We start from the raw sequence: 21,746 nt of genomic DNA, 5'->3' as shown, positions 1-21,746 counted from the left end.
TTTTGATGTCCTTTATTTATAAATAATTAACTTACTTTGTAGGTTAAAATACCTTTACAAATGTCAATGCAGGTACCGGCCGGAGATTTATTATCGAATATAAATTACCCATCTGATTTAAAGCAACTTAACGAAGACCAACTTGAAAAAGTTTGCCAGGAGCTGCGCCAATATATTATTGACGTCGTGTCTGTAAACGGTGGTCACTTTGCTGCCAGTCTGGGTGTTGTTGAGCTTACAGTGGCTCTTCAATATGTTTTAAACACCCCGTATGATCAGTTGGTTTGGGATGTAGGCCACCAGGCCTACGGCCATAAAATATTAACCGGCCGGCGCGAAGCTTTCCATACCAACAGGATTTATAAAGGCATCAGCGGTTTCCCCAAACGATCTGAAAGTGAATATGATACTTTTGGCGTTGGGCACTCTTCTACTTCTATATCTGTTGCTTTGGGGATGGCAGTGGCATCGCACTACAAAGGAGAAACCGACAGGCAGCACGTCGCCGTAATTGGCGATGGCGCCATGACCGCCGGAATGGCCTTTGAAGCACTTAACCATGCAGGTATCGAAAACTCAAACCTGCTGGTGATATTGAATGACAATAACATGTCTATTGATCCTAATGTGGGTGCTTTGAAAGAATATCTTACCGATATTGCTACTTCAAAACCGTACAATCGTTTCAGGGATGATATTGCTCATGTGCTGGCTAAACTATCAGCCATAGGCCCGGATGCTTTCAAAATAGCCCAAAAATTAGAAAAAAGCATTAAAGGTACGCTGCTTAAACGCAGTAACTTTTTTGAAGCTTTAAAATTCAGGTATTTTGGCCCGATAGATGGGCATGATGTAAACCACCTGGTAAAAGTTTTAAAGGATCTGCGCGATATTCCCGGCCCTAAAATATTGCATTGCGTTACTACCAAAGGTAAAGGCTATGCCCTTGCCGAAAAGGATCAGACCAAATGGCATGCGCCAGGCTTGTTTGATAAGATAACCGGCGAAATCAAAAAAACAAAATCCGAAAAACCGCAGCCTCCCAAATACCAGGATGTGTTTGGCATTTCTATCATTGAACTGGCAGAGCAAAACCCTAAAATTATGGGTATCACCCCTGCAATGCCATCGGGATGTTCCTTAAACCTGATGATGAAGGCCATGCCTAACCGCGCGTTTGACGTAGGTATTGCCGAGCAGCATGCCGTAACGTTTTCTGCAGGACTGGCTACCCAGGGTTTAATACCATTTTGCAACATATACTCCAGCTTTATGCAAAGAGCGTATGACCAGGTGATTCATGACGTGGCCATACAAAAGCTTAATGTAATATTTTGTTTGGACCGGGCAGGTTTGGTAGGCGCCGACGGACCAACCCATCATGGGGCTTATGACATCGCTTTTATGCGCTGCATACCCAACATGACGGTATCGTCGCCTATGAACGAAGAAGAACTGCGCAACCTGATGTTTACTGCCCAGCAGGATAACATGGGGCCATTTGTAATCAGGTACCCGCGTGGCAATGGTGTGATGGTTGATTGGCAACGCCCTTTTAAAACCATACCCATTGGTAAAGGCCGTAAGATATGTGATGGGGAAGACCTGGCTATACTATCAATAGGGGCTATAGGTAACGAAGTAGTAAAAGCCACTGCCGCACTTAACGCTGAGGGATATTTCCCTGCTCATTATGACCTTCGCTTTGTAAAACCCCTTGATGAGGCATTACTGCACGAAGTATTCAAGAAGTTTGATAAAGTGATCACAGTTGAAGATGGCTGCCTTGAAGGCGGAATGGGAACGGCTGTATTAGAATTTATGGCTGATAATGGCTACCAGCAAACCCAGGTAAAACGCTTAGGCATACCAGACAGGATTGTAGAACACGGTGAACAACCCGAGCTTTGGGCCGAATGTGGTTTTGATGCTGCCAGCATAGTTCAACAGGTTAAAAATTTAGGCATTCAAAGGAGCGAGCATACGATAGCGTCTTAAAAATCTGAGGGGTTATAAACTTTAATTAGTGACATAAAGCTCGTGGGGCATTTGAATGGCAAATGGTGTTCAAAAAGGGTTATCGTCCTCGGATTTTGCCAAGCACCTTTATTTCCACAGTTTACATTTGGGTAAGCTCTTACTACTACATTACTTGAGGATATTAACAGATTTTTGGAAAATCTGTTGCCGTTTTTTTTATTCCCTCCCCAACGGGAGGGGTGAGGCTGAAATGCGCGCAATGGCAGGGAGGGGTTTCGCCGACATGCCACCTGCAAGGATACTTGAACGCCTGATTTAACCCCTACCTTCCCTTCCCCGAGGAAGGAATCGCACATTGCCCCTGCCTTTTAATATCTTCTAAATACCTATGCCCACACACAAACCTCTAATAGCTTGATTAAATTTGCCGCTTTGCCTGTAACTTAAATCTTTAATAAGCATCTTACAGGGTATAAAAACACCCCATGTCCTTAGTCATAGAAAACCTCACCAAACAGTATAATAAACATAAAACCGGGCTTAGCGATTATTCCATTACCATTGAAAAAGGGGTATTGGGCTTACTTGGCCCAAACGGGGCAGGAAAATCAACCCTGATGAAAATTATTGCAACCATTAGTAAGCCCACCACCGGTACCTTATTTTTAAATGGTGAAGATATTGTTGCCCATCCGGATAGTATCCGCAAGATATTAGGCTACCTGCCACAGGATTTTGGTGTTTACCCAAACCTTAACGCCTACGAGTTTTTAGCATATATAGCCGCCATGAAAGGTGTGGGAGGCAAAGATTTACGCAAGCGGATAGATATGCTACTGGAGGGCGTTAATTTAACGGCAGATGCCAAACGACCGATAGGCACTTACTCGGGCGGGATGAAACAACGCATAGGCATTGCCCAGGCCCTGCTGAATGATCCAAAAGTTTTGATTTTTGATGAGCCTACTGTTGGCCTTGATCCCGAGGAACGGGTAAGGTTTCGCCAGTTGATATCTGACCTGGCTGATGACTGCATCATTATCCTTTCGTCCCACATCGTATCAGACATTGAAACCATCGCCGATAAAGTTGCTATTATGAAAAACGGCACATTACTTAATAAAGCCGCCCAGCCAGATATCATTAAACTGGTTGAAGGAAAGGTTTTTGAAGTAGTGGTGGATAATAATGCCCTGGCAGCTATAAAAAGCAAGCACCAGGTTATCGATACCAGCAGGCAAAAAGAGCAAACAAAAGTTCGTTTTATTTCTAAAACAAATGAACCGGAACCTGCCGCCACTTTAGCAAACGCCACTCTAGAGGATGCTTATTTATTTTTAACACAAAATAACATCTAAAATAGTGAGATACATATACAGCATTATAAAAGCCGATTACCTGCAGCGCACACGCAGCTATGCTTTTTTAATCACACTGGCTATTACTTTTTACGCGGCCTATTCTTTTGTACCTCCACCTACGGCATCTTACACCACACTAAACATAGTAGGCTATAAGGGAGTTTACAACTCGGCCTGGGTGGGTTATGTTTCCGGAATGATGACTGCCATTATGCTTTCCTTATATGGTTTTTTTTTAGTGAATGGCGGCATTAAAAAAGATATTGAAACCGAAGTAGGGCTAATAATAGCTACCACACCTATAACCAATTTCGGTTATCTGATAAGCAAGATGTTCAGCAATTTACTGGTGTTACTAACCATTGCTGGTTGCACTTTTGTGGTAAGTATCATCATGTTTTTTGTACGCACGAGTGGCTCGCCATTTATCATCGGCAACTTTTTAATCCCGTACCTGCTATTTGTGGTGCCCGCTATGTTTGCAATATCGGCCCTTGCTGTTATTGCCGAAGTATTTTTGGGCAAACGGAGTATATTACAATACATTGTGTTCTTTTTCTTTTTCGGGATATTGATGGCTAATGTTAACGGACAGAAAAACGAAACGCTGGCTGTTTTAATAGATCCTTTTGGGGTACGTACCATGACAAACAGCATCAAAAACCAGGTAAACACCCAGTTTCATGAACATATCACTGCGGTTAACCTGGGCTTTACCTTTGCCCGAAAACGAGCATTTCAAATTTTTGAATGGAATGGGATAACCATAACCAGCCTGTTCTTGTTTAGCCGCTTGCTATGGATATTTTTTGCGTTCGGAGTGGTTTACCTGTCGTCGCCTTTCTTCCATCGCTTTGATTTTAACCAATCGGCTGGTAAAAAGAAAAAGACTTCAACTGGTGAACATCAAAACATTACTCCGGAATTTGCATCAACAGGTATTAGCCGCGCGCTTATGCCGCCTTTAGTTACAGATTATGGCATACTTCCGTTTATAAAAACAGAATTGCTGTTACTGATACGAAAAGGCTCCAAATGGTTTTGGCTTGTAATTGGCGGCTTATCACTAAGCATGCTTTTTGCACCAATAGGTGTGGCCCACTCCTATTTACTGCCCGTTTTGTGGTTTTTGCAAGTAACCCGCTGGTCGGAGCTGGCCACTAAAGAAGAAACCAACAGGCTGCATTATTTTACTTATGCTTCATACAAACCCTTGCAGCGCATGCTGCCCGCCCAAATACTGGCGGGTGTAATATTGGCCATAGTACTGGCATTGCCTTTAATACTGCGTTACGCGCTGGCCCTTGATGGTTATTCCATCATCAACATTATCAACGGAGCTATATTTATTGTTCTGTTAGCCGTTTGTCTTGGGATAGTAAGCCGTGGAAAAAAGCTGTTCGAGATATTGTTCTTTTTACTTACTTATACGCTTACACAAAAGATTCCCTTTGCAGATTACCTGGGCGCGGTAACTCACGATAGCCAGGTTGTTTATATGGCTGTTGTATTAGGCTCGAATGCCGTTTTGGGATTGATCAGCTTTGCGGTAAGGAATTATCAATCCAGGCATTTGTAGATAATTGTATTCCAACGAGGTTTTTTATACATATTGAAAAACTGATAGGGAAACCTACAAAACTTTTGCACCCTTATGAAGTATTAAATACTACATAAGGGTGCAAGGCTAAATTCTATATCTCATTGTAAACTCATCAATGAGTTTTATAACTTGCCAAATCATTATATATGCTGCGGAATGAGCTGCGGATACCTAAAGTCACCATACCGGTTTTATCATCGAACTGGCTGTTTTTTTCGGAACGATAAAGACCTCCAAGTTCAATACGCAGGTTATATTTAGGATTGAGGAGATAGGCTATTTTACCTTCCAGGAAAACCATATTGGTGGTTAAACCCTGACCAGTGTAATTACCTGTTTGCCTGGAAGGATCAATATAAAGCTGAAAAAGGTCTTTTCCATAGTTCTGCCCATTAATATCTAAACCATAGTGGCCGTAGTCGGCTTCGCCAGAAAAGTCAAACCTTTTGTAGGAGTAATTTAACAAGCCCACCACCTCACGAAAGTTGGCACCCCAAGGGTGAGCAAGTGGTTCACCATTGTCTGTATAGTTTTGTACCGAACTGCGTTCAGAATAGGTATATGGTTTTACATTGTTGGTTTCTAACAGGTAGTTAAGTCCTTTTACAGCAAACAGGTTTGCTCCTCTTAAACCAACTTGCCATCCATATTTGTTCCTGGAGCTGCCGTTACTTGAAAAGAAACTTGAACTTTCAAATTCATCCAATGAAAATTGAGCATATGCTGTAACACCATCGCTTATTTTGTATTTACCGGTAAATCCTAATAAAGCATTATCGGGCGAACCATTTGATGCTTCAACCGGTCTTAAAAATATAAGGGGATTAACATAGGTAAAATCAAATCCACGCTGATGCCCCGCATCATCCTTTGCTCCCCATATAACAGAGTCAAAAAAGCCGAACGACAAACGGTTGCTTACATTCCAGTCTAAATAATGAAACACGGCAAATTTCTTTCTGTCGTTGTTATCAACCCGGGCCGACAGCGGATCATCCATATATGCCCACATGGCCATGTATTTAACATTCCCCAGCGTAGCAGTTACTTTAAAAAATGGATACGGAGAGGCATAATCAGACAAAAGCTCAGACCGGTAGCCATCGCCGATAAAGGTTTTATCACGGCCCGCAGTTATATTAAAATACTTGCTTGGCGTATAAGATACCAACGCCGTAATGTACGACCAACGGTACTCGCTGCCATAAAGACTTCCATAAGCCTGCCCGCGCGCTATACCCACCTGGTTGGTATACGTTGCCAGGTATTCTGGTAGTTGAGCCCTGTTTTCATAGGCACTCACGTTATAGGAAAACTGGTTGCCAAAAGTACCGCCTACCTGCAAGCCTAATGAGCCGAAGCTGGTATTCTTTTTGCCTGAAAAATCTCTGCTTAAGTTAAAATCGGGTAACAGATCCGCGTAGAAAGTAGAGTTACTTCCCTTTACATCAACCTGGTGTTCACTAAAAAATCTGCCTTTAAATTCGCCAATGCTGTTCATCAGCGAATCGTAATGATGTTTCAATAATGAATCATCACCCAAAAAAGGCTTTAAAGAACTATGAAAACGGGTTTTAGTAGAGTAAACATCTTCGTTTAGCTTTTGATAAAACTGGTATGAATAAGGTTGATAAACAGATTGAGCTTTCACAATTCCACCTGTTAAAACCAATAGTAAAATGCTGGTAAAAATTTTCTTCATATATGTAGAATTGCTATAAATCCTTTATTGCTTATTCAAAATAATTAAGTGTTGTAAACCCACCTTTTTTTAAGTACTCGTCTTTTTTAATTAAATGCAGGTCTGATTTCATCATATCAGTAACCAATGCCTGCAAGTTATATTTAGGCTTCCACCCTAATTTTTTAAATGCTTTTGAAGCATCACCAATTAACAGATCGACCTCTGTAGGCCTAAAGTATTTAGCATCTACCTTTACAACCGTTTGTCCAAATTTTAAGGCTTCCAGGTTAAGCCCAAGCTCCGAAGCTTTTTCCTGGTCAATATCAATGATCACACCGCGTTCATAGGCATCTTTTCCGCTAAACTCCACTTCGATACCAAGCTCATTAAAAGCCATTTTTATAAAATCGCGAACAGTAGTGGTAACGCCGGTAGCAATAACAAAATCCTCGGCTTTATCTTGTTGCATCATCAGCCACATCGCTTCAATATAGTCCTTTGCATGCCCCCAATCCCGTTGGGCCGATAGATTACCTACATAAAGGCAATCCTGCAGGCCTAAAGCTATTTTTGAGGTGGCACGAGTAATTTTGCGGGTAACAAACGTTTCGCCGCGTATAGGGCTTTCGTGATTAAATAAAATACCATTACAGGCATACATGCCATAAGCTTCCCTGTAGTTTACAATAATCCAATATCCATACATTTTAGCCACCGCATACGGCGACCGTGGATAAAATGGCGTAGTTTCACTTTGTGGTACCGCCTGCACCAAGCCATATAGCTCAGATGTTGAAGCCTGGTATATGCGTGTTTTTTGTACAAGGCCCAATAACCTTACCGCTTCCAAAATACGCAGGGTACCAATACCATCGGCATTAGCGGTATACTCTGGTGTATCAAAACTTACCTTAACGTGGCTTTGTGCTGCCAGGTTATAAATCTCATCGGGCTGTACTTCCTGTATTATCCTGATTAAATTGGTTGAATCCGTAAGATCGCCGTAATGAAGTTTAAACTTTACATTGGGTTCATGCGGATCATGATACAAATGGTCAATCCTATCGGTATTAAATAAGGAAGAGCGCCTTTTAACACCATGAACTTCATAGCCTTTTTTTAGCAGAAACTCGGCTAAATAAGCGCCATCCTGTCCTGTAATACCTGTTATTAAAGCTATTTTCATTAATATTAATTCACAAATACTTATAACTTACAATATTATCCAAATTAATTGTAAAATCGGGCAAAGCGAAACACTTATGCAGGCTAATAATTTATTCAGACAAGATTCTCCTCAACATAAGGAACAGAAATGAACTTTGTTTTGAAATAATAAAAGGATATTATTAAGAACGACCTCAGCTTCCAGCCACCTCGTCCTCAAGCTCCTGGTACCATTCAGCTCCATACTTACGAATAAGCGGGCCTTTCAAAAACTCGTGGACACGCACTTTCAATTCGTCGCCAAAAGAACATGCAGGGCTGCAAATGCTCCATCGATCATAATTTAACACATCAAACTCGGGGTACGCAGTGATGCGGATAGGATATAAATGGCAGGAAATTGGCTTTTGCCAGGTAATAGCACCTTGCTCATAAGCTTTTTCTATACCGCATTTAGTAACTCCATTTTCCCAGATAACATAAGCACACTCTTTGTTAACATCAACACATGGGGTAGTATAATCACCTTCAAAATCCGTTACATAGGTTCCAACAGCTTCGATAGTTTTGATACCCTTGGCCGTAAGATAAGGTTTTACTTTAGGGTAGATCTCTTTTAAAATATCAAGTTCATCTGCATTTAATGGCGCGCCTGAATCGCCTTCCAGGCAACAGGCTCCTTTGCATTTATTTAAATTGCAAACAAAATTTTCCTTTACAACATCTTCGTGTACTAAAACACTACCTACCTCAATCATATTTAATTTTACTTCTTTATTGGATTTAACGGATACTTCAATCCGCTTGCTGACTGCAGATCCATTGTGATACTACCTAAAATGACTTCAACATGCGCCTTTACAGGGATCCTGTTGCCATCATTGGTGATCCAAAGGTACAACTTACTATCTTTCCTGAAAATACGGCCAGGAATAATTGTTGGATTAAATTTCAGGCAGTTAAATGTACCCATACTGCACTTCACCGTTTCGGTACCCACATAGGTAACGCTTAGCGTATGGAAACCATCTTCCAAAAAGTACTGCATTTCAAATGTCTCTCCTATTTTTACTTTTGAAACATCAATAGTACGGGCAAAATAATAGGCCGATACAAAATCAAAGGTTTTGCCCGTGAACGGAAATACACCTTTATTGGCAGTTACTTTACTATCCTTTTGATCAAAGCTTACGTTATCACTATGTTTCCATTTCCCTTCGTGCCTGTTCTCGGTGTAAAAATATGGCTGCAGGGTAGTTTGATCTACATATGATTCATATTTATTGCGCACTTTATAAAAGATATCAAAAGTACCTGCCGTTTTACCTTCGGCTATAAGGTGAAAGGCCGGGCCAGGAAGTTTTTTATCACTTGCTTCCACGCGGATATCGGCGGCAGCAGCGGTAAAAAAACCATATTGCATTTTATAACTCAGCTTTTCGCCAATTTTAAACACGGGCTCGCTAATTTTGCTAAGCTCCTGAGAAAACACAACAGTGTGGCATAATATCAATAACAGCGAGCAGGAGAAGTATTTTTTCATTAATAGAGTTTGCTTTTTAATAAAGCTGTTTTTGTAAAACAGATTTAGTCGGCATGCTGATATGACACCTACTTATATAAATGGTTTAAATCCATTTTTGTTGTGCACGCATGCAAATACTAAACTATAGCTCACCTTATTAATCAAAAATAACTTCATTAATCCTTGCGCTTATAGATAGGCACGGTTGAACAGGGCTCCCCAAACATAATACTTTTAACTATCGGGGTTAACCTTTTTGTTAATTCAACATAGGCCGAAACCGGCACAGCGGTATCGCCGCAACCTTTTAATACAACACGCTGACCACTGTACTGCTCCAGATCGGCTTTGGCAATTTCCTTTTCAAACAGCACAGTTTCCAACACAGCCATGTCGCCAAAAACTATCTCGCGGGCGTAGGGGGCCATCCGGTTTGCCAGCAGCATATAAGCCCAGGTTGGCACTATGGCATCAGCAGAACAAGTGATGCCTACGTTTTTGCCTTCGTATTGTGTAAAGTCATGCTCCTTTATAAAATCTCTCAGATCTTTTTCCCGCAGCATTAACCCGTGAAACAGGTTATCTTTAATATCATAAATAACACGTTCGCCGGCCGGATAAAAAGCAGCAGGATCTAAAGTAACCAAACCACTTTGTGCAACCTTATTTACTATATTTTCCTGTATATCCATAATATTAAAAATTCAAAGCTTAAACACTAAATTCAAAAAGCTGTCTAAATCATTCCCTGGGATTACGAGGCCCGAAGCAATAACGAATTTACAATAATACTTTTTGTCATCCTGAACGCAGTGAAGGATCTGTTATTCGCAATGCACCTTCGCCCTGCAAAGTCTGCGAATAGATCCTTCACTGCGTTCAGAATGACAAACCTTTTTATTTTTCGCCCTTAATCGTACACCGGATTTTATACCTCCAATGACGGTTTCTTTTACTTCTCAGACAGCTGTAAACAAAAAAAATCCGGGAACAGTTATAAAACGCTGTTCCCGGATACAAAATTACGCTTATTTATATTATAACAGTTTAGCCCTGTTATCTTTTACAATAGCATTATCTTTCAAGGCATCCAATACCTGGCCTTGTGCACGTTGTACCAACGCCTGGCCAATTTGTTGTTTCTGCCTTACATTGTTAGTAAGCGGCGCAGGATTGGTAAATCCATCAACAAAATATACAAATACACCTTGCTGACCGTTAACCGGTTTTGAAAGCTTATTTGGCTGTGATCCAAAAATTGAACCTATAACCTTATACTCTGCAGCTTGACCTGGGATAACCGGGTTAGCAAAAACAATATTTTGTACAGGAACCGCTTTTGTACCGGCCTTTTGAGCTACCTGATCTATCGAAGTTGATCCGCTTAAAGCAGCCTGGAATTTCTCATCCAGTTGTTTAGCTTTTACTTCGTTACGTACAGCTGGTTCAATTTGTTTTTTAACCGCGTCAAGTGTTAGTGTACCTTTTGGTTTTATCTCAGTTAAACGAGAAATGATATATTGATCACCTACAGTAAATACTTTCTCAGTTAAATCGCCTTTATCTGCTTTAAATGCCCATCTAACAACATCACGTGCATTATCCAAACCTGGCAGGCCAGATGCTGTACCGTTAAGATCTTCGGCATTGTTAATTTTCAAACCTTCCTTTTTAGCTTCTGCCTCAAAGTTGTCTTTTGTTAAAGCTCCTAAAAATCCCTGGGCTTTGCTGTAAGCTACAGTTTGTGTTTTGCTGCTTGCCTGTATCGGTTTATCAACAATAGCAACTTTAACTACTTTAATAGAGCCTTTTTGATCCTCTACCTGGATAAGGTGCACACCAAACTGAGATGTAACTACAATCAGGTCGCCTTTATTAGCTTTAAACGCAGCGTTAGTGTACTCGGGAGTAATTTGTCCCTGACCAGCCATTGCACCGTTAACGTCAAATGCTGGTATATCGCCACCTTTTACAGCGCTACCTCTGTCTGTTGAAAAAGTAGTTGCCAACTCGGCAAATGATTTACCACCCTGAATCAGTTTTTTAATTGAATCGGCTTTCGCAATTGCTTTTTCAATACCGCCTGTAGTAGCAGGGTTAATTAATATATGTCTTGTTTTAACAGAATCGAAAGTAGTTTTAACCTCACTTAGCTTAGCAATTTTATAGCTGCCGTTTGATACATACGGACCATAAACAAAACCTTTAGCCGCGTTGAACATTAAAGTATCAAGCTTTGGCTCAAGTGTTCCCTTTTTTTGGAAGGCAAGCGGGTTTTTTGTTTCAGAATTGATCTGAACAAAAAGTGAATCATTGTTGCTTACTTTTATGCTATCAACCAATTTATTAACCTCGGTTTTGATAGCCGCGCTATCTTCTTTTGAAGGTGCCGCGTTAAAGCTTACATATTCAAATGATCTTACTTCCTGTGGGTTTTTAAATTCAGCTTTGTGAGCATCATAATATGCACTGTAATCAGCATCACTTAAAGTAACCTTTGAATCTGCAATAGATGCGTAATCAAGGGTTGCGTATTTAAAGCTAACCAGTTTGTTTTTTGCCAGGTAATCATCATTAGCCTCCAATGAGTTTACATATAAACCATTGGTAACAATGTTTACATATTTCATTTGCTGCTTAGCTACAATTAACTGCTTTAAGAAATCAGCCCAGGCTTGTTTTTGAGCAGGATCTGCTTTTGAGGATGATAAGTAAGCTAAGAACTGGTTCAGCTTATTCCTGTCAAACGCACCGGTTTGCTGATCGGCAAACTGACGGGCAATCTGTGGGTCGGGAGTATTACCGCTAACCATGTTAGTGCTTTCGTCATCGCCAACAGTTAAACCTAATTTTTCAACTTCTTTTTTGAAGAGCAGGTCACTCAATACTTGATTCCAGGTTGTTTCCTGAATGTAGCTGGTGATCTGGGAAGAAATATTTTGCCCCGACTGTTGTTTAAACTGGTTTGTATTTTGCTCCAGTTTTTTATTAAACTCATCATACGGAACTTTTTCGCCGTTTACTACGGCAAGTTCATTATTATCGTCCTTAAAAAAGGAACCGCCTGATCTTACAACCTCGCTTACAATAAAAGCAAGAAGCGCAAACCCTATAAAGAATGCGAGAATTGTCCCCATTCGTTCGCGCAAGAAACCCATTATACCCATTTCTGTAATTAATTATATTCTTTTTAAAGAGGGCGCAAGATACAATTTTTAGTAAAATTCTATAACACAAAATTTTCCTGAAAAAATTAACATCATTGTGTCACTTTTTCATCTACGTGAAAGATGCCCGTGCTACTTTTAAGTGTGGGGTGTAAAAATTTATCGTCGCTCTCAAAACTATCTCCGTTCATTACATTACCGCCAGCCATAGTTACCTGCACCGGCTTATGCGAATACACCTTCTTAGTTGCCTGGTCCCAGTACAATTCATCAGATTTATAAGTTTCACCCTTGGCATTGGTGGCCACTACATTTTTATGAAACTCAATCAGTTTTTGATCATCATGGGATATGCCCGTATCGGCAACAATATTACCCGATTCCTTTAACGTTTCCTTGTCGTAAAATATAACCTTTACGCCATGTGGCATTAATTTATAAGGCTTTTTGGTTTGATACTGCAACATCAATGGAGTTATCAGGTGCAGTTGAACCCGGGCAGAATCGCTCATGATCAAATCAACACCTTTTGTGGGTGATACCACCACCCCCATCTCTGTAGATGCTATTTCTTTAACCTTATTCAGGTCATTTACACATGAGGATATAAAAATGGCAAGCAGGGGCAACAACAGCAGGCGCAAGCCCTTTATATGTTTTACCCCGCTAAGCATATGATTATTAATCAAATTTATATTTCGTGAACCACCTGTCGTTAAGCGTGAAGCCCAGGTGCAGATTAATGTAGTTTTCTTTAACAAGCCCGTTTACCAATGATCCCCTTTGACCTAACTCGGCCGAAATATTGATCTTATAAAAACTACCATTACTTGGGCGCAAAGGCAAACCTAAACCTGCGGTAATAGCGTATTTTTTTATCCTGGTATTATTAACGGTCATATAAGTTTCATCGTAAATACCGCCTATACGATAATCAACCGTAGCCAGGTAATTACGAATTGTGGCAATATTTGGCGTATACTGCGCACCCACATTAAAAGTGCGGCTGTTTACCAAGCCCTGGTTTACATTAGATATACTCAGATCAGACCACTGGCCCATTGAATAATCGGCACCAACCAAAAACTTGCCATCATTTTGGAACGAGATCCCAAAACGGTTTATCTGCGGAAGCTTTAACTTTCCTTTAGCATTTTGCCTGTTTACAACACTATCAACCGCAATATTGGGGTTGCCACTTGCATCATTGGTATACTGGCTTACAATGTAGCTGGTTTGCGAATTAAGCTTTGTACCTGCTGAGGCAGAGTAGCCCAGGATAAGGTGTTTGGTTTCAGAAAAATCAAACGAGTATTGCAAACCGTAATCGTAATTTAAACCACCAATAGCATTGCTTTGTTCAATTTTTGAATTTAGCGTACCGGCCAGGCCAGGAATTTCGGTTGTGCTTACATCCTTAATATTACCAAATATATAAGATACGTTACCACCCAATAATAAATGCTTGCCTATACCAAAACCATAACCCAAATACGCTTTAGATAAACCACCATCACCACTGTAGTTATAATTGGTTACGTTGGTGTCAACAGGCGAAGAAGTGCCTAAATTTTTAACAGATTTTTTATAGTTATAACCGCGCTCGCTATATGGCAGCAAACCAAAGCTAAGTGCCGACTTTTTGGTTACCGGTATACCAAAAGCAATGTGGCTAAGCCTGAAGTTTTTATTGCTTTGGGTGGCCTGCCCTGTTTGGTTTAAGGTTGAAAAGTTACTGTAAATACCAACATCAATAACAGTTATACCAATGGCGCCGTATGATGCAGGGTTTATAACGTTTATATTATTAAACAAACTTATCCTGTTTGTTGCCACACCAATACCGCCAATACCTATATTTTGAGGCATTAACTGTGGGTCGATATCGCCCAAACCGAACCTTGAATATGGAGAGCTTGTGGTAGATTGAGAATGTGCTGCAAATGCAATAACAGCAAATAAAAGTGTTAAAAAAAACCTGGTATATTTAATCATTATGCTTTTGTATAGCTGCGTTTAATCCTTTTAAAACCAAATAAGGTTCAATTTTTATATAGGGGGCAAAGATGCTATTTTTTAGTAGCGTATCAAAAAAAATACTGTCGCCCCCGCTCAGTACAATATTCAGTTGGGGATTGTTGGCTTTATAGCTTTCAATAAACCCGGTTAGCTCATATTTTATACCGTTTTGTACACCCGAGCGTATGGCGGTTTCTGTATTATTGCCGTACTCCGCGGTAAAATCAGCATCGGTATTTATTAATGGCAAACCTGCTGTATAATTATTAACAGCCTTATAACGCAAATTTAAACCCGGTGATATACTGCCTCCAAAATAATTGCGGTTGCTGTCAACATAGTCATATGTTATACAGGTACCACCCGCAATAACCAGGCTATTTTTGCCCGGGTACATGTAGCTGGCCCCTATTACGGCTGCCAATCTATCGGTACCAAGTGTATCAGGAGTTAAATAATGGTTATGTATACCACTGGTCATCAAATAATTAAAATAAACCAGGGATAGTTTTTTTTCTAAACCGGCTTGCCAGGGTTCAACGCGCTTTTTAACCGATGAAATTATTGCCCTGTCAGCTTCATACTTATTTGATAGTTCATCAAGCCAGCCTGCATCAACATGTTCAAACTGCTCAACCATAAGCAGCTCATCAAGCTTAAAAACCGCAACCTTTGTTAATGTGTTACCAATATCGATAACCAGGTTGGTCATCAGGCCCTTACTATTGATAGTATAGATTCAAATATTGCCAGCCCATCTTCGTTTGCCAATAAACTATCAGCAGCGCGTTCCGGGTGAGGCATTAAACCAAAAACATTACGGCTTGCATTACAAACACCAGCAATATTCTGTATTGATCCGTTAGGGTTTGCATCTTCAATGATGTTACCAAACTCATCGCAATACCTAAATAATACCTGCTCATTATCATTAAGCCTTTTAATTACATCGGCATCGGCAAAATAATTACCCTCGCCATGTGCAATAGGGATCTTATAGGCCTGCTCCTGCTCTAAACCGGCTGTAAGTAATGATTTGGTTGTTTGTGGCTTTAAATAAATATTGCGGCAAATAAACTTACGGTTTGTATTGTGCAACAGAGCCCCATCCAGTAAACCAGCTTCGGCCAATATCTGGAAGCCGTTACAAATACCCATTACATAACCACCTTTTGCAGCAAATTGTATAACCTCCTGCATAATTGGCGAAAAACGGGATATAGCACCTGAACGAAGATAATCGCCAAATGAAAAACCACCTGGTAAAACAACAAAGTCAACACCCTGCAGGTCATGATCTTTATGCCATAACCTTACAACCTGCTGGCCCATTATTTTTTCTAATACGTATATGATGTCTTCATCACAGTTAGAGCCTGGAAATATAACTACGCCAAATTTCATTTGAATTGTTTTATTGTGTAATAATTGCCTTTAAAAAGACACCCAACAGGGCATCTATTTTTTAATATCATTTGCTTTTACGTTCATGTAAACTACAGCTAATGATGATTTCGCGTTACAAAACTAATATAACCGCTGAAATTTGAACGAATGTAAAAGTTAAAATTTGTTAAACTGGAAGTAGATGATGCTGATTAGCAGCAATAAAAACAGGCTTTCGTAAAACCATTTTTTTTTCGCGTATAAAAAATAATAGGCAAAAAACACCGCAGCAGGCGCTATACACAATAAAAAATGGTTAAGGTGGAAAGATGAATTAACATAAAATGAAAAGCCTGTTATTAAAAAAATAAAAAATAACAGTTGAAAAGATTTACGGATCTGCACGTAACTTTTAAAGAAATTTTGCTGCAATTTAAAAACACAGAGCACTAATATGAGCATAACCGGTATCAGCAGCAGGTAATTCAAAGAATTTATGCTGATATGATCCGGAAACTTTTTTGCCAGTGGAAGCCAGATTCTGTAAAAAATGGAGATCCTGTCGTTTAAAAAGTAAAACACCGCTAAAAAGAAAAAAATGGTACCATAACCTAAAACTCCTGATATCCACTCGCGCCAGTTAAAGGGTTTAAAAAGAATAAGTCCTATCCATATAGCCAAAAACAAATAGATAAAGGGGAAATAAAGAAGCGATCCCAATGCTACTATCATACCCACATCATATGATATTGATTTGGCATCGTCGCCTTTATACAAGCTCATTAGTTTAAAAAGCATCCAGATCAACAGAAAATTACAGATGAGCGGAGCGCTCAAAATTAAAAACGGCGAAAACAACCCTGATAATGTTACATACATTAACGCCGGTAAAAAAGAGGGCTTACCTAATAAATTATAGCGATTTACTAAATAGTTGAGTAATAAAGCCTGTATAAACACCAAGGCGGCAGCCAGGAATATATTTACCCCAGCCGAAAACGCGTACTCATACGCTACAGGCACCAACAGCCGTGCAAACGGCTCAACAAATACAAATTCAACCTTATCGGGCACATGCAGCAAATAGCCCACCCGCGACAGGAATAGCACCACAACCAGCCACAAAATATTCAAAGGATTAAAAGAGCGGAAAGCCTGGATCATATACGGCGATAATTTGCGGGGGTAAAATTAGTACAAAAAGCGAAAAGAGTGGTAAGAGTTTTCTGTGCAAATGAGGTGATGAGATTAAATCGCTGCCCGTTTTAGATCTCCCACCTGCATCATCCCTTACACCATAATACTTTGCGGCCTTGCGTATTGCTTTACCAAATTATCAACTATTTGCGCGGTTTCATCCGGAAAATCAACTACAATCTTCTTGTCGTCATGAATCCACTTATTTAAATAGCCAACAAAGTTTTCATTAATCTCGGCAACCACAGGCACTCCCATTTTTGAAGCGGCGAGGGCATTGCATTGCTGCTCATACTGCCCCTTCATGGGTATCATCATTACCTTCTTTTTTAGAAAAAGAGCTTCGGCGGGGCCTTCAAAACCACCGCCAGTAAGCAGGCCTTCGCAACTGGCCAGGCTTTTATTAAATGCCTCGTTATTTACCGGGAAGATCTCAACGTTGCCGGATTGAAAATACGTTTTTTGTCGTTTTGAAAATATCTGCCATTTAACATCACTTACTTTACTTAAGTATTTCAGCAATGTTTTATCATCATAAGCTGGCAAATAAACACTGTAATGGCCCAGGTTACTGGTTTCCATCTGCCGAATTTCGCTGCGGATAACGGGTGTGTTTATAAAATTGTCATATCGCTCAAAATGAAAACCCACATGATAGGTAGTGGGCGAATAATTTTTTAGCAGCCACTGGGCAAAAGGATCTTTCTTTTGAGGTCGCGGCGTATTTGGCGATACAAAGGAGCATTGATGACTTAATGACACGGACGGCACGCGATGAATTTTACAGGCCCAGGCGCTCACCGGTTCAAAATCATTAATGATAAGGTCATATTGCTTTAAGGGCAGGCTGTACAGATCGCGTGTAAACTGGCGCAGGTTCATAATTTTCCAGGTTGCCCAGTTATCAACGCCGCCATTGGTGCCAAACACAAAGCTAACGCCATGAAATTTGTACTTGAGGGGCTGAGCCAACGATACTTCGGCCTCGGTACCGCTTACCAGTAAATCAACCTCGCCATATTGCTGCAACAAAGGCACAATTTCGCGGGCCCGGCTTATATGCCCGTTGCCGGTTCCCTGTATCGCAAACAATATTTTCATGTAGATATAATTAGGGGCAATTTAGTAAAAGGAAATGTTTTGGGGAATGAAAAAAATAGTTCACCTATCTTTTGCGCTGAAATGCAAAAAGAGGTTTGACTTTGACCATTGATCTTCTCTAATCGTCATTGCGAGGTACGAAGCAATCCCCTACTAATTGACGTTTTAAAAGGTTTGTCATCCTGAGGCACGAAGGATCTATTCCCAGATTTACAGGGCCAAGAAGCATGGTGAATAATAGATCCTTCACTGCGTTCAGGATGACAAAAAGTTTTTTTGCAAAAAGAATCATGGGCAGGCACGAAGTAATGACGATGTTAAAGGTTGTTTGGTAGAAAATGCACTCATTCCGTTTCCTGCCTAAATCTGTCGAGCAGGTTTTTAACATCCATTTTGGCATCAAGGTCTTCGGCGTCGGTTTTGTCATCCTCGTCGGCATCGGTGTTAAAATCGTCGGCATTGTATTTAAATATCGTCCAGTTGCCCTCCTGGTACTCCAACGCGGTAAGACTCTCTACCCAATCGCCTGAGTTGAGGTAAAGTACTTTACCGGTTTGTTCGGTATCCTCTATCTCCCTGATTTCGGCATGGTGAATATGCCCGCATATTACGTATTGGTAGTTTTTATCAACGGCCAAATCTGCAGCGGTTTGCTCAAATTGGTTTATAAATTTCACAGCCTCTTTAAAGCGGGCCTTTATTTTTTGCGAAAAGCTCATTTTTTGCCTGCCGATAGCAGTTAGCAGCCAGTTAGTAAAACTGTTGATCAATATTAAAGTATCATACCCTACAGCGCCCAATTTGGCAAGCCATTTGGAGTGCTGCATAGTAACATCAAATATATCGCCATGAAATATCCAGGCTTTTTTACCATCAATATTTAATACTACTTTATTAAGCAGTTTAAAAGAACCCAAATCAAAATCGGCAAATTTACGCAGCATTTCGTCATGATTGCCGGTTAGATAATATACCGGAATACCATCGGTAACAAATTTGAGGATGCGGCGCACTACTTTCATATGCGCTTCGGGCCAATATGATTTACTAAACTGCCATATATCAATTATATCGCCGTTAAGGATCAACATTTTGGGCTTAATGCTTTTTAAATATTTAAGCAATTCTTTTGCGTGGCAGCCATAGGTACCAAGGTGCACGTCGGATATTACTACGATATCTACTTCACGTTTTGCCATTAAAATAAGGGGGTTAAATTCTCAGCCGGCACATTTTGCCGGTTATTTATTTGGATAGAAATACTGAACCAACGATTACTCGTCGTCTTCGTCTTCATTAACATTTAATTCATAGGGGCTGAAATAGAAAATACCTACCAACAGCAACAGAGCTATAACAACTAAATAAGTGTACTCAAAATTCATCATAAATGATTTTTACAAATATCAGAAAATCAACATTATCATACTGTTAAGACTCTGTTAAATGTAAAAGGTTTCATCACTTTGATAATTTTATTTTTATCCTTTCCAGTTGCTTTAAATGGTGTTCCAGGTGTATTCTGATGAACCTGAACCACTGCCGGGCGTTAAGCATTCCCATGCGTGGGTGCTTATAACGGCTGGCGGCAGAGGATGCTTCAATGAGCGGCGTATTATCTTCCATCCGTTTACGGCATTTGATGATCATATTCCTGGCCTCCTCTTTACTGATCTTTGTGGCAGCTATTTTACCGGCTACAGCCTCGGGCACTTTAAACTTTACCGGCGGGAACATGCCCAACATTAATAAAAGGCGTCCCTGCCAGGTAAGGCCATCCTTAGTTGGCGGGCAACTGCCATGCGCGCACCGCTCCAAAGCGATAGATGACCCTAAGGTTGCCTGTAATATATGGCTGTAAACCTCGGCGTATGACCATTGGCCTTCAGCAGGTGTTTCGGTAAACTGCTCATCAGGAATAGCATCAAGCTGCTTACGATAATTATCAAGCGCCGCGTCAATGGCGCGGTGTTCTTTGGCAATACTCATAATATTAAAGTTAATTCTTTTAAATGAGTAATCTGCACAGGCACCTTATCAGGCTTGGGCGCATTAAAAGGGTTAAAATAAATGGCATCCATACCAAAATTGAGTGCACCGTAAATATCAGCCTCCAGGCTATCGCCTATCATTACACTTTCATCAATAGCGGCGCCAGCCAGATCTATCGCATGCTGAAATATCGCTTTATCGGGCTTATTAACGCCTACATCTTCGGATATAATAACGTTTTGAAAATAGCCCGCCAGGTTGGTACCTGCAATTTTTATCCGGGTGGAATCTTTAAACCCGTTAGAGATCAGGTGCAAGGTGTATTTGGATTGTAAGTACTGCAACGCTTCATGCGCATGCGGAAACAGGTTTGTTTTTGTAGGACAAAGCTTTACATAGGCATCTTCAAAATCAGCGGGCATCAGGTCGGGGTGCAGGCCCAGATCGGTAAAGGTTGCCTTAAAACGGGCGTCGCGCAGCTCGTCTTTGCTGATTTCGCCAACATGGTATTGCGCCCAAAGCCGGTGATTGTTGCGGGTATAGGTTTCAATGAACAGATCAGGTGATGTAAGGCCGATACTTTCCAGTTGATGAATATGATAAAGCTCATGCAAAGCTTCCTCGGCATTTTTATCAAAATCCCAGATGGTGTGGTCAAGATCAAAGAAAATGTGTCGGTATTTCATTTTTAACATTTAGTTGTTTTCCGGCGATATTTAAAGAGGGTTTCGCCGCTTTTTGATTTCGGTGTTCTTATCCAATTCCGAAAATCCAAAATTAAACATCTAAATCTCAAAATCCCAAACCGAACGTCCTAATTCCGCAATGCCTATACTTTTTCCCCAAAAGCAAGGTCGCCCGCATCGCCTAAGCCTGGTACTATATAAGCCTTGCTGGTCATTTCATCATCAATGGCGCAAAGCCAGAGTTTTGCTTTTGGTAAATTGGCTCTAACATGCGCCACGCCTTCGGTACTGGCAATTACGGCGGCAATGTGCAGCTCTTTTATTTCATACTGAGCCATCAACTCTTTGCAAACGGCCACAACGCTTTGCCCAGTGGCCAGCATGGTATCGCACAAAATAAATACCTGGTCGTCCAGGTTTGGAGTGGAGATGTGATCAACCTGGATAAAGAAAGCACTGTTCCTTTTCACCTTACGGTAAGCCGTAACAAATGCCGATGCCGATTGATCAAAATAATTCATAAAGCCCTGGTGAAACGGCAGACCGGCACGCAAAATAGTACCCAAAACTGGTTGACATGCAGGCACATTTACATTTGTGGTACCTAAAGGCGTGTGCACTTCTTTCAACTCATATTTCAGCGTTTTACTTAATTCATAAGCCAGAATCTCGCCCAGCTTTTCCTGGTTCCGCCTAAAACGTGCTCTATCCAGCTGGGTAACGGCATCACGCAGTTCAACCAGGAATTGGTTGGCAATAGTATTGGTTTTATTGAGGACGAAAATCATAATTGTAGATTTGATTTATGAGCAACAATTGCTCATAAATATATAAAAAATTACGCCGATAAAACACTGTTGACATACGGTTGTCATTAT

Annotated in this window: 19 protein-coding genes; 3 read left to right on the top strand and 16 right to left on the bottom strand. The window is 40.6% G+C overall.

The annotated features are described in order from the left end of the window. Window positions 1-66: 66 nt before the first annotated feature. The 3 genes from dxs to Q0R88_RS25490 all read left to right on the top strand — a co-directional run bounded on the left by dxs (window position 67) and on the right by Q0R88_RS25490 (window position 4,920). Window positions 67-1,998: a 1-deoxy-D-xylulose-5-phosphate synthase gene (gene dxs / locus Q0R88_RS25500; RefSeq protein ID WP_295721399.1), complete on the top strand. Its 1,932-nt coding sequence runs from the start codon at window positions 67-69 to the stop codon at window positions 1,996-1,998. Between the two features lie 467 nt (window positions 1,999-2,465). After that, the gene (locus Q0R88_RS25495) at window positions 2,466-3,338 is read left to right on the top strand and encodes an ABC transporter ATP-binding protein (RefSeq protein WP_295721310.1); all 873 of its coding nucleotides are present in this window, start codon (window positions 2,466-2,468) and stop codon (window positions 3,336-3,338) included. A 4-nt stretch (window positions 3,339-3,342) separates the two neighbouring features. Then, window positions 3,343-4,920, top strand: a complete 1,578-nt coding sequence (locus Q0R88_RS25490) for a hypothetical protein (RefSeq protein ID WP_295721308.1) — start codon at window positions 3,343-3,345, stop codon at window positions 4,918-4,920. Window positions 4,921-5,056: 136 nt separating this feature from the next. On the opposite strand, the gene Q0R88_RS25485 is transcribed toward Q0R88_RS25490, so the two are convergent. The 16 genes from Q0R88_RS25485 to upp form a co-directional block, all read right to left on the bottom strand. Continuing rightward, the gene (locus Q0R88_RS25485) at window positions 5,057-6,646 is read right to left on the bottom strand and encodes a gliding motility protein RemB (protein ID WP_295721306.1); all 1,590 of its coding nucleotides are present in this window, start codon (window positions 6,644-6,646) and stop codon (window positions 5,057-5,059) included. Between the two features lie 31 nt (window positions 6,647-6,677). Beyond that, window positions 6,678-7,814, bottom strand: a complete 1,137-nt coding sequence (gene gmd, locus Q0R88_RS25480; RefSeq protein WP_295721303.1) for a GDP-mannose 4,6-dehydratase — start codon at window positions 7,812-7,814, stop codon at window positions 6,678-6,680. 175 nt (window positions 7,815-7,989) lie between these two features. After that, window positions 7,990-8,553 (bottom strand): DUF3109 family protein, encoded by a 564-nt coding sequence (locus tag Q0R88_RS25475; protein ID WP_295721300.1) that lies wholly within the window; start codon window positions 8,551-8,553, stop codon window positions 7,990-7,992. A gap of 8 nt (window positions 8,554-8,561) precedes the next feature. Continuing rightward, a complete protein-coding gene (locus tag Q0R88_RS25470) occupies window positions 8,562-9,338 on the bottom strand; it encodes a DUF3108 domain-containing protein (protein ID WP_295721298.1) in 777 nt (258 codons plus the stop codon). A 158-nt stretch (window positions 9,339-9,496) separates the two neighbouring features. Next, the gene (locus Q0R88_RS25465) at window positions 9,497-10,012 is read right to left on the bottom strand and encodes a DUF2480 family protein (protein WP_295721296.1); all 516 of its coding nucleotides are present in this window, start codon (window positions 10,010-10,012) and stop codon (window positions 9,497-9,499) included. Between the two features lie 345 nt (window positions 10,013-10,357). Next, complete coding sequence (locus tag Q0R88_RS25460; RefSeq protein WP_295721294.1) at window positions 10,358-12,487, bottom strand: peptidylprolyl isomerase; 2,130 nt, start codon at window positions 12,485-12,487, stop codon at window positions 10,358-10,360. A gap of 92 nt (window positions 12,488-12,579) precedes the next feature. Then, on the bottom strand, window positions 12,580-13,161 hold the full coding sequence (gene lptC, locus Q0R88_RS25455) for an LPS export ABC transporter periplasmic protein LptC (RefSeq protein WP_295721292.1): 582 nt from the start codon (window positions 13,159-13,161) through the stop codon (window positions 12,580-12,582). Between the two features lie 7 nt (window positions 13,162-13,168). Next, window positions 13,169-14,482 (bottom strand): hypothetical protein, encoded by a 1,314-nt coding sequence (locus Q0R88_RS25450; protein WP_295721290.1) that lies wholly within the window; start codon window positions 14,480-14,482, stop codon window positions 13,169-13,171. After that, complete coding sequence (locus tag Q0R88_RS25445; protein ID WP_295721288.1) at window positions 14,475-15,218, bottom strand: type III pantothenate kinase; 744 nt, start codon at window positions 15,216-15,218, stop codon at window positions 14,475-14,477. The genes Q0R88_RS25450 and Q0R88_RS25445 overlap by 8 nt, the downstream gene beginning before the upstream one ends. Next, a complete protein-coding gene (gene purQ / locus Q0R88_RS25440; RefSeq protein ID WP_295721286.1) occupies window positions 15,218-15,910 on the bottom strand; it encodes a phosphoribosylformylglycinamidine synthase subunit PurQ in 693 nt (230 codons plus the stop codon). The genes Q0R88_RS25445 and purQ overlap by 1 nt, the downstream gene beginning before the upstream one ends. Window positions 15,911-16,069: 159 nt before the next feature. Then, the gene (locus tag Q0R88_RS25435; protein WP_295721284.1) at window positions 16,070-17,056 is read right to left on the bottom strand and encodes a DUF6427 family protein; all 987 of its coding nucleotides are present in this window, start codon (window positions 17,054-17,056) and stop codon (window positions 16,070-16,072) included. Window positions 17,057-17,182: 126 nt separating this feature from the next. Continuing rightward, window positions 17,183-18,190 (bottom strand): glycosyltransferase family protein, encoded by a 1,008-nt coding sequence (locus tag Q0R88_RS25430; protein ID WP_295721282.1) that lies wholly within the window; start codon window positions 18,188-18,190, stop codon window positions 17,183-17,185. Between the two features lie 344 nt (window positions 18,191-18,534). Next, window positions 18,535-19,389, bottom strand: coding sequence for a UDP-2,3-diacylglucosamine diphosphatase (locus Q0R88_RS25425; RefSeq protein WP_295721281.1), 855 nt, complete (start codon window positions 19,387-19,389; stop codon window positions 18,535-18,537). Window positions 19,390-19,651: 262 nt separating this feature from the next. Beyond that, a complete protein-coding gene (locus tag Q0R88_RS25420) occupies window positions 19,652-20,179 on the bottom strand; it encodes a DinB family protein (RefSeq protein ID WP_295721278.1) in 528 nt (175 codons plus the stop codon). Continuing rightward, on the bottom strand, window positions 20,176-20,868 hold the full coding sequence (locus Q0R88_RS25415) for a YjjG family noncanonical pyrimidine nucleotidase (protein ID WP_295721276.1): 693 nt from the start codon (window positions 20,866-20,868) through the stop codon (window positions 20,176-20,178). The genes Q0R88_RS25420 and Q0R88_RS25415 overlap by 4 nt, the downstream gene beginning before the upstream one ends. A gap of 143 nt (window positions 20,869-21,011) precedes the next feature. Then, window positions 21,012-21,656, bottom strand: a complete 645-nt coding sequence (upp, locus tag Q0R88_RS25410) for a uracil phosphoribosyltransferase (protein ID WP_295721274.1) — start codon at window positions 21,654-21,656, stop codon at window positions 21,012-21,014. Window positions 21,657-21,746: the final 90 nt, after the last annotated feature.

The sequence above is a fragment of the Mucilaginibacter sp. genome, from assembly GCF_025362475.1.
GTDB lineage: Bacteria > Bacteroidota > Bacteroidia > Sphingobacteriales > Sphingobacteriaceae > Mucilaginibacter.
Note: the sequence above shows the minus strand (reverse complement) of the source record. Positions and strands in the feature narration are given on the sequence as shown.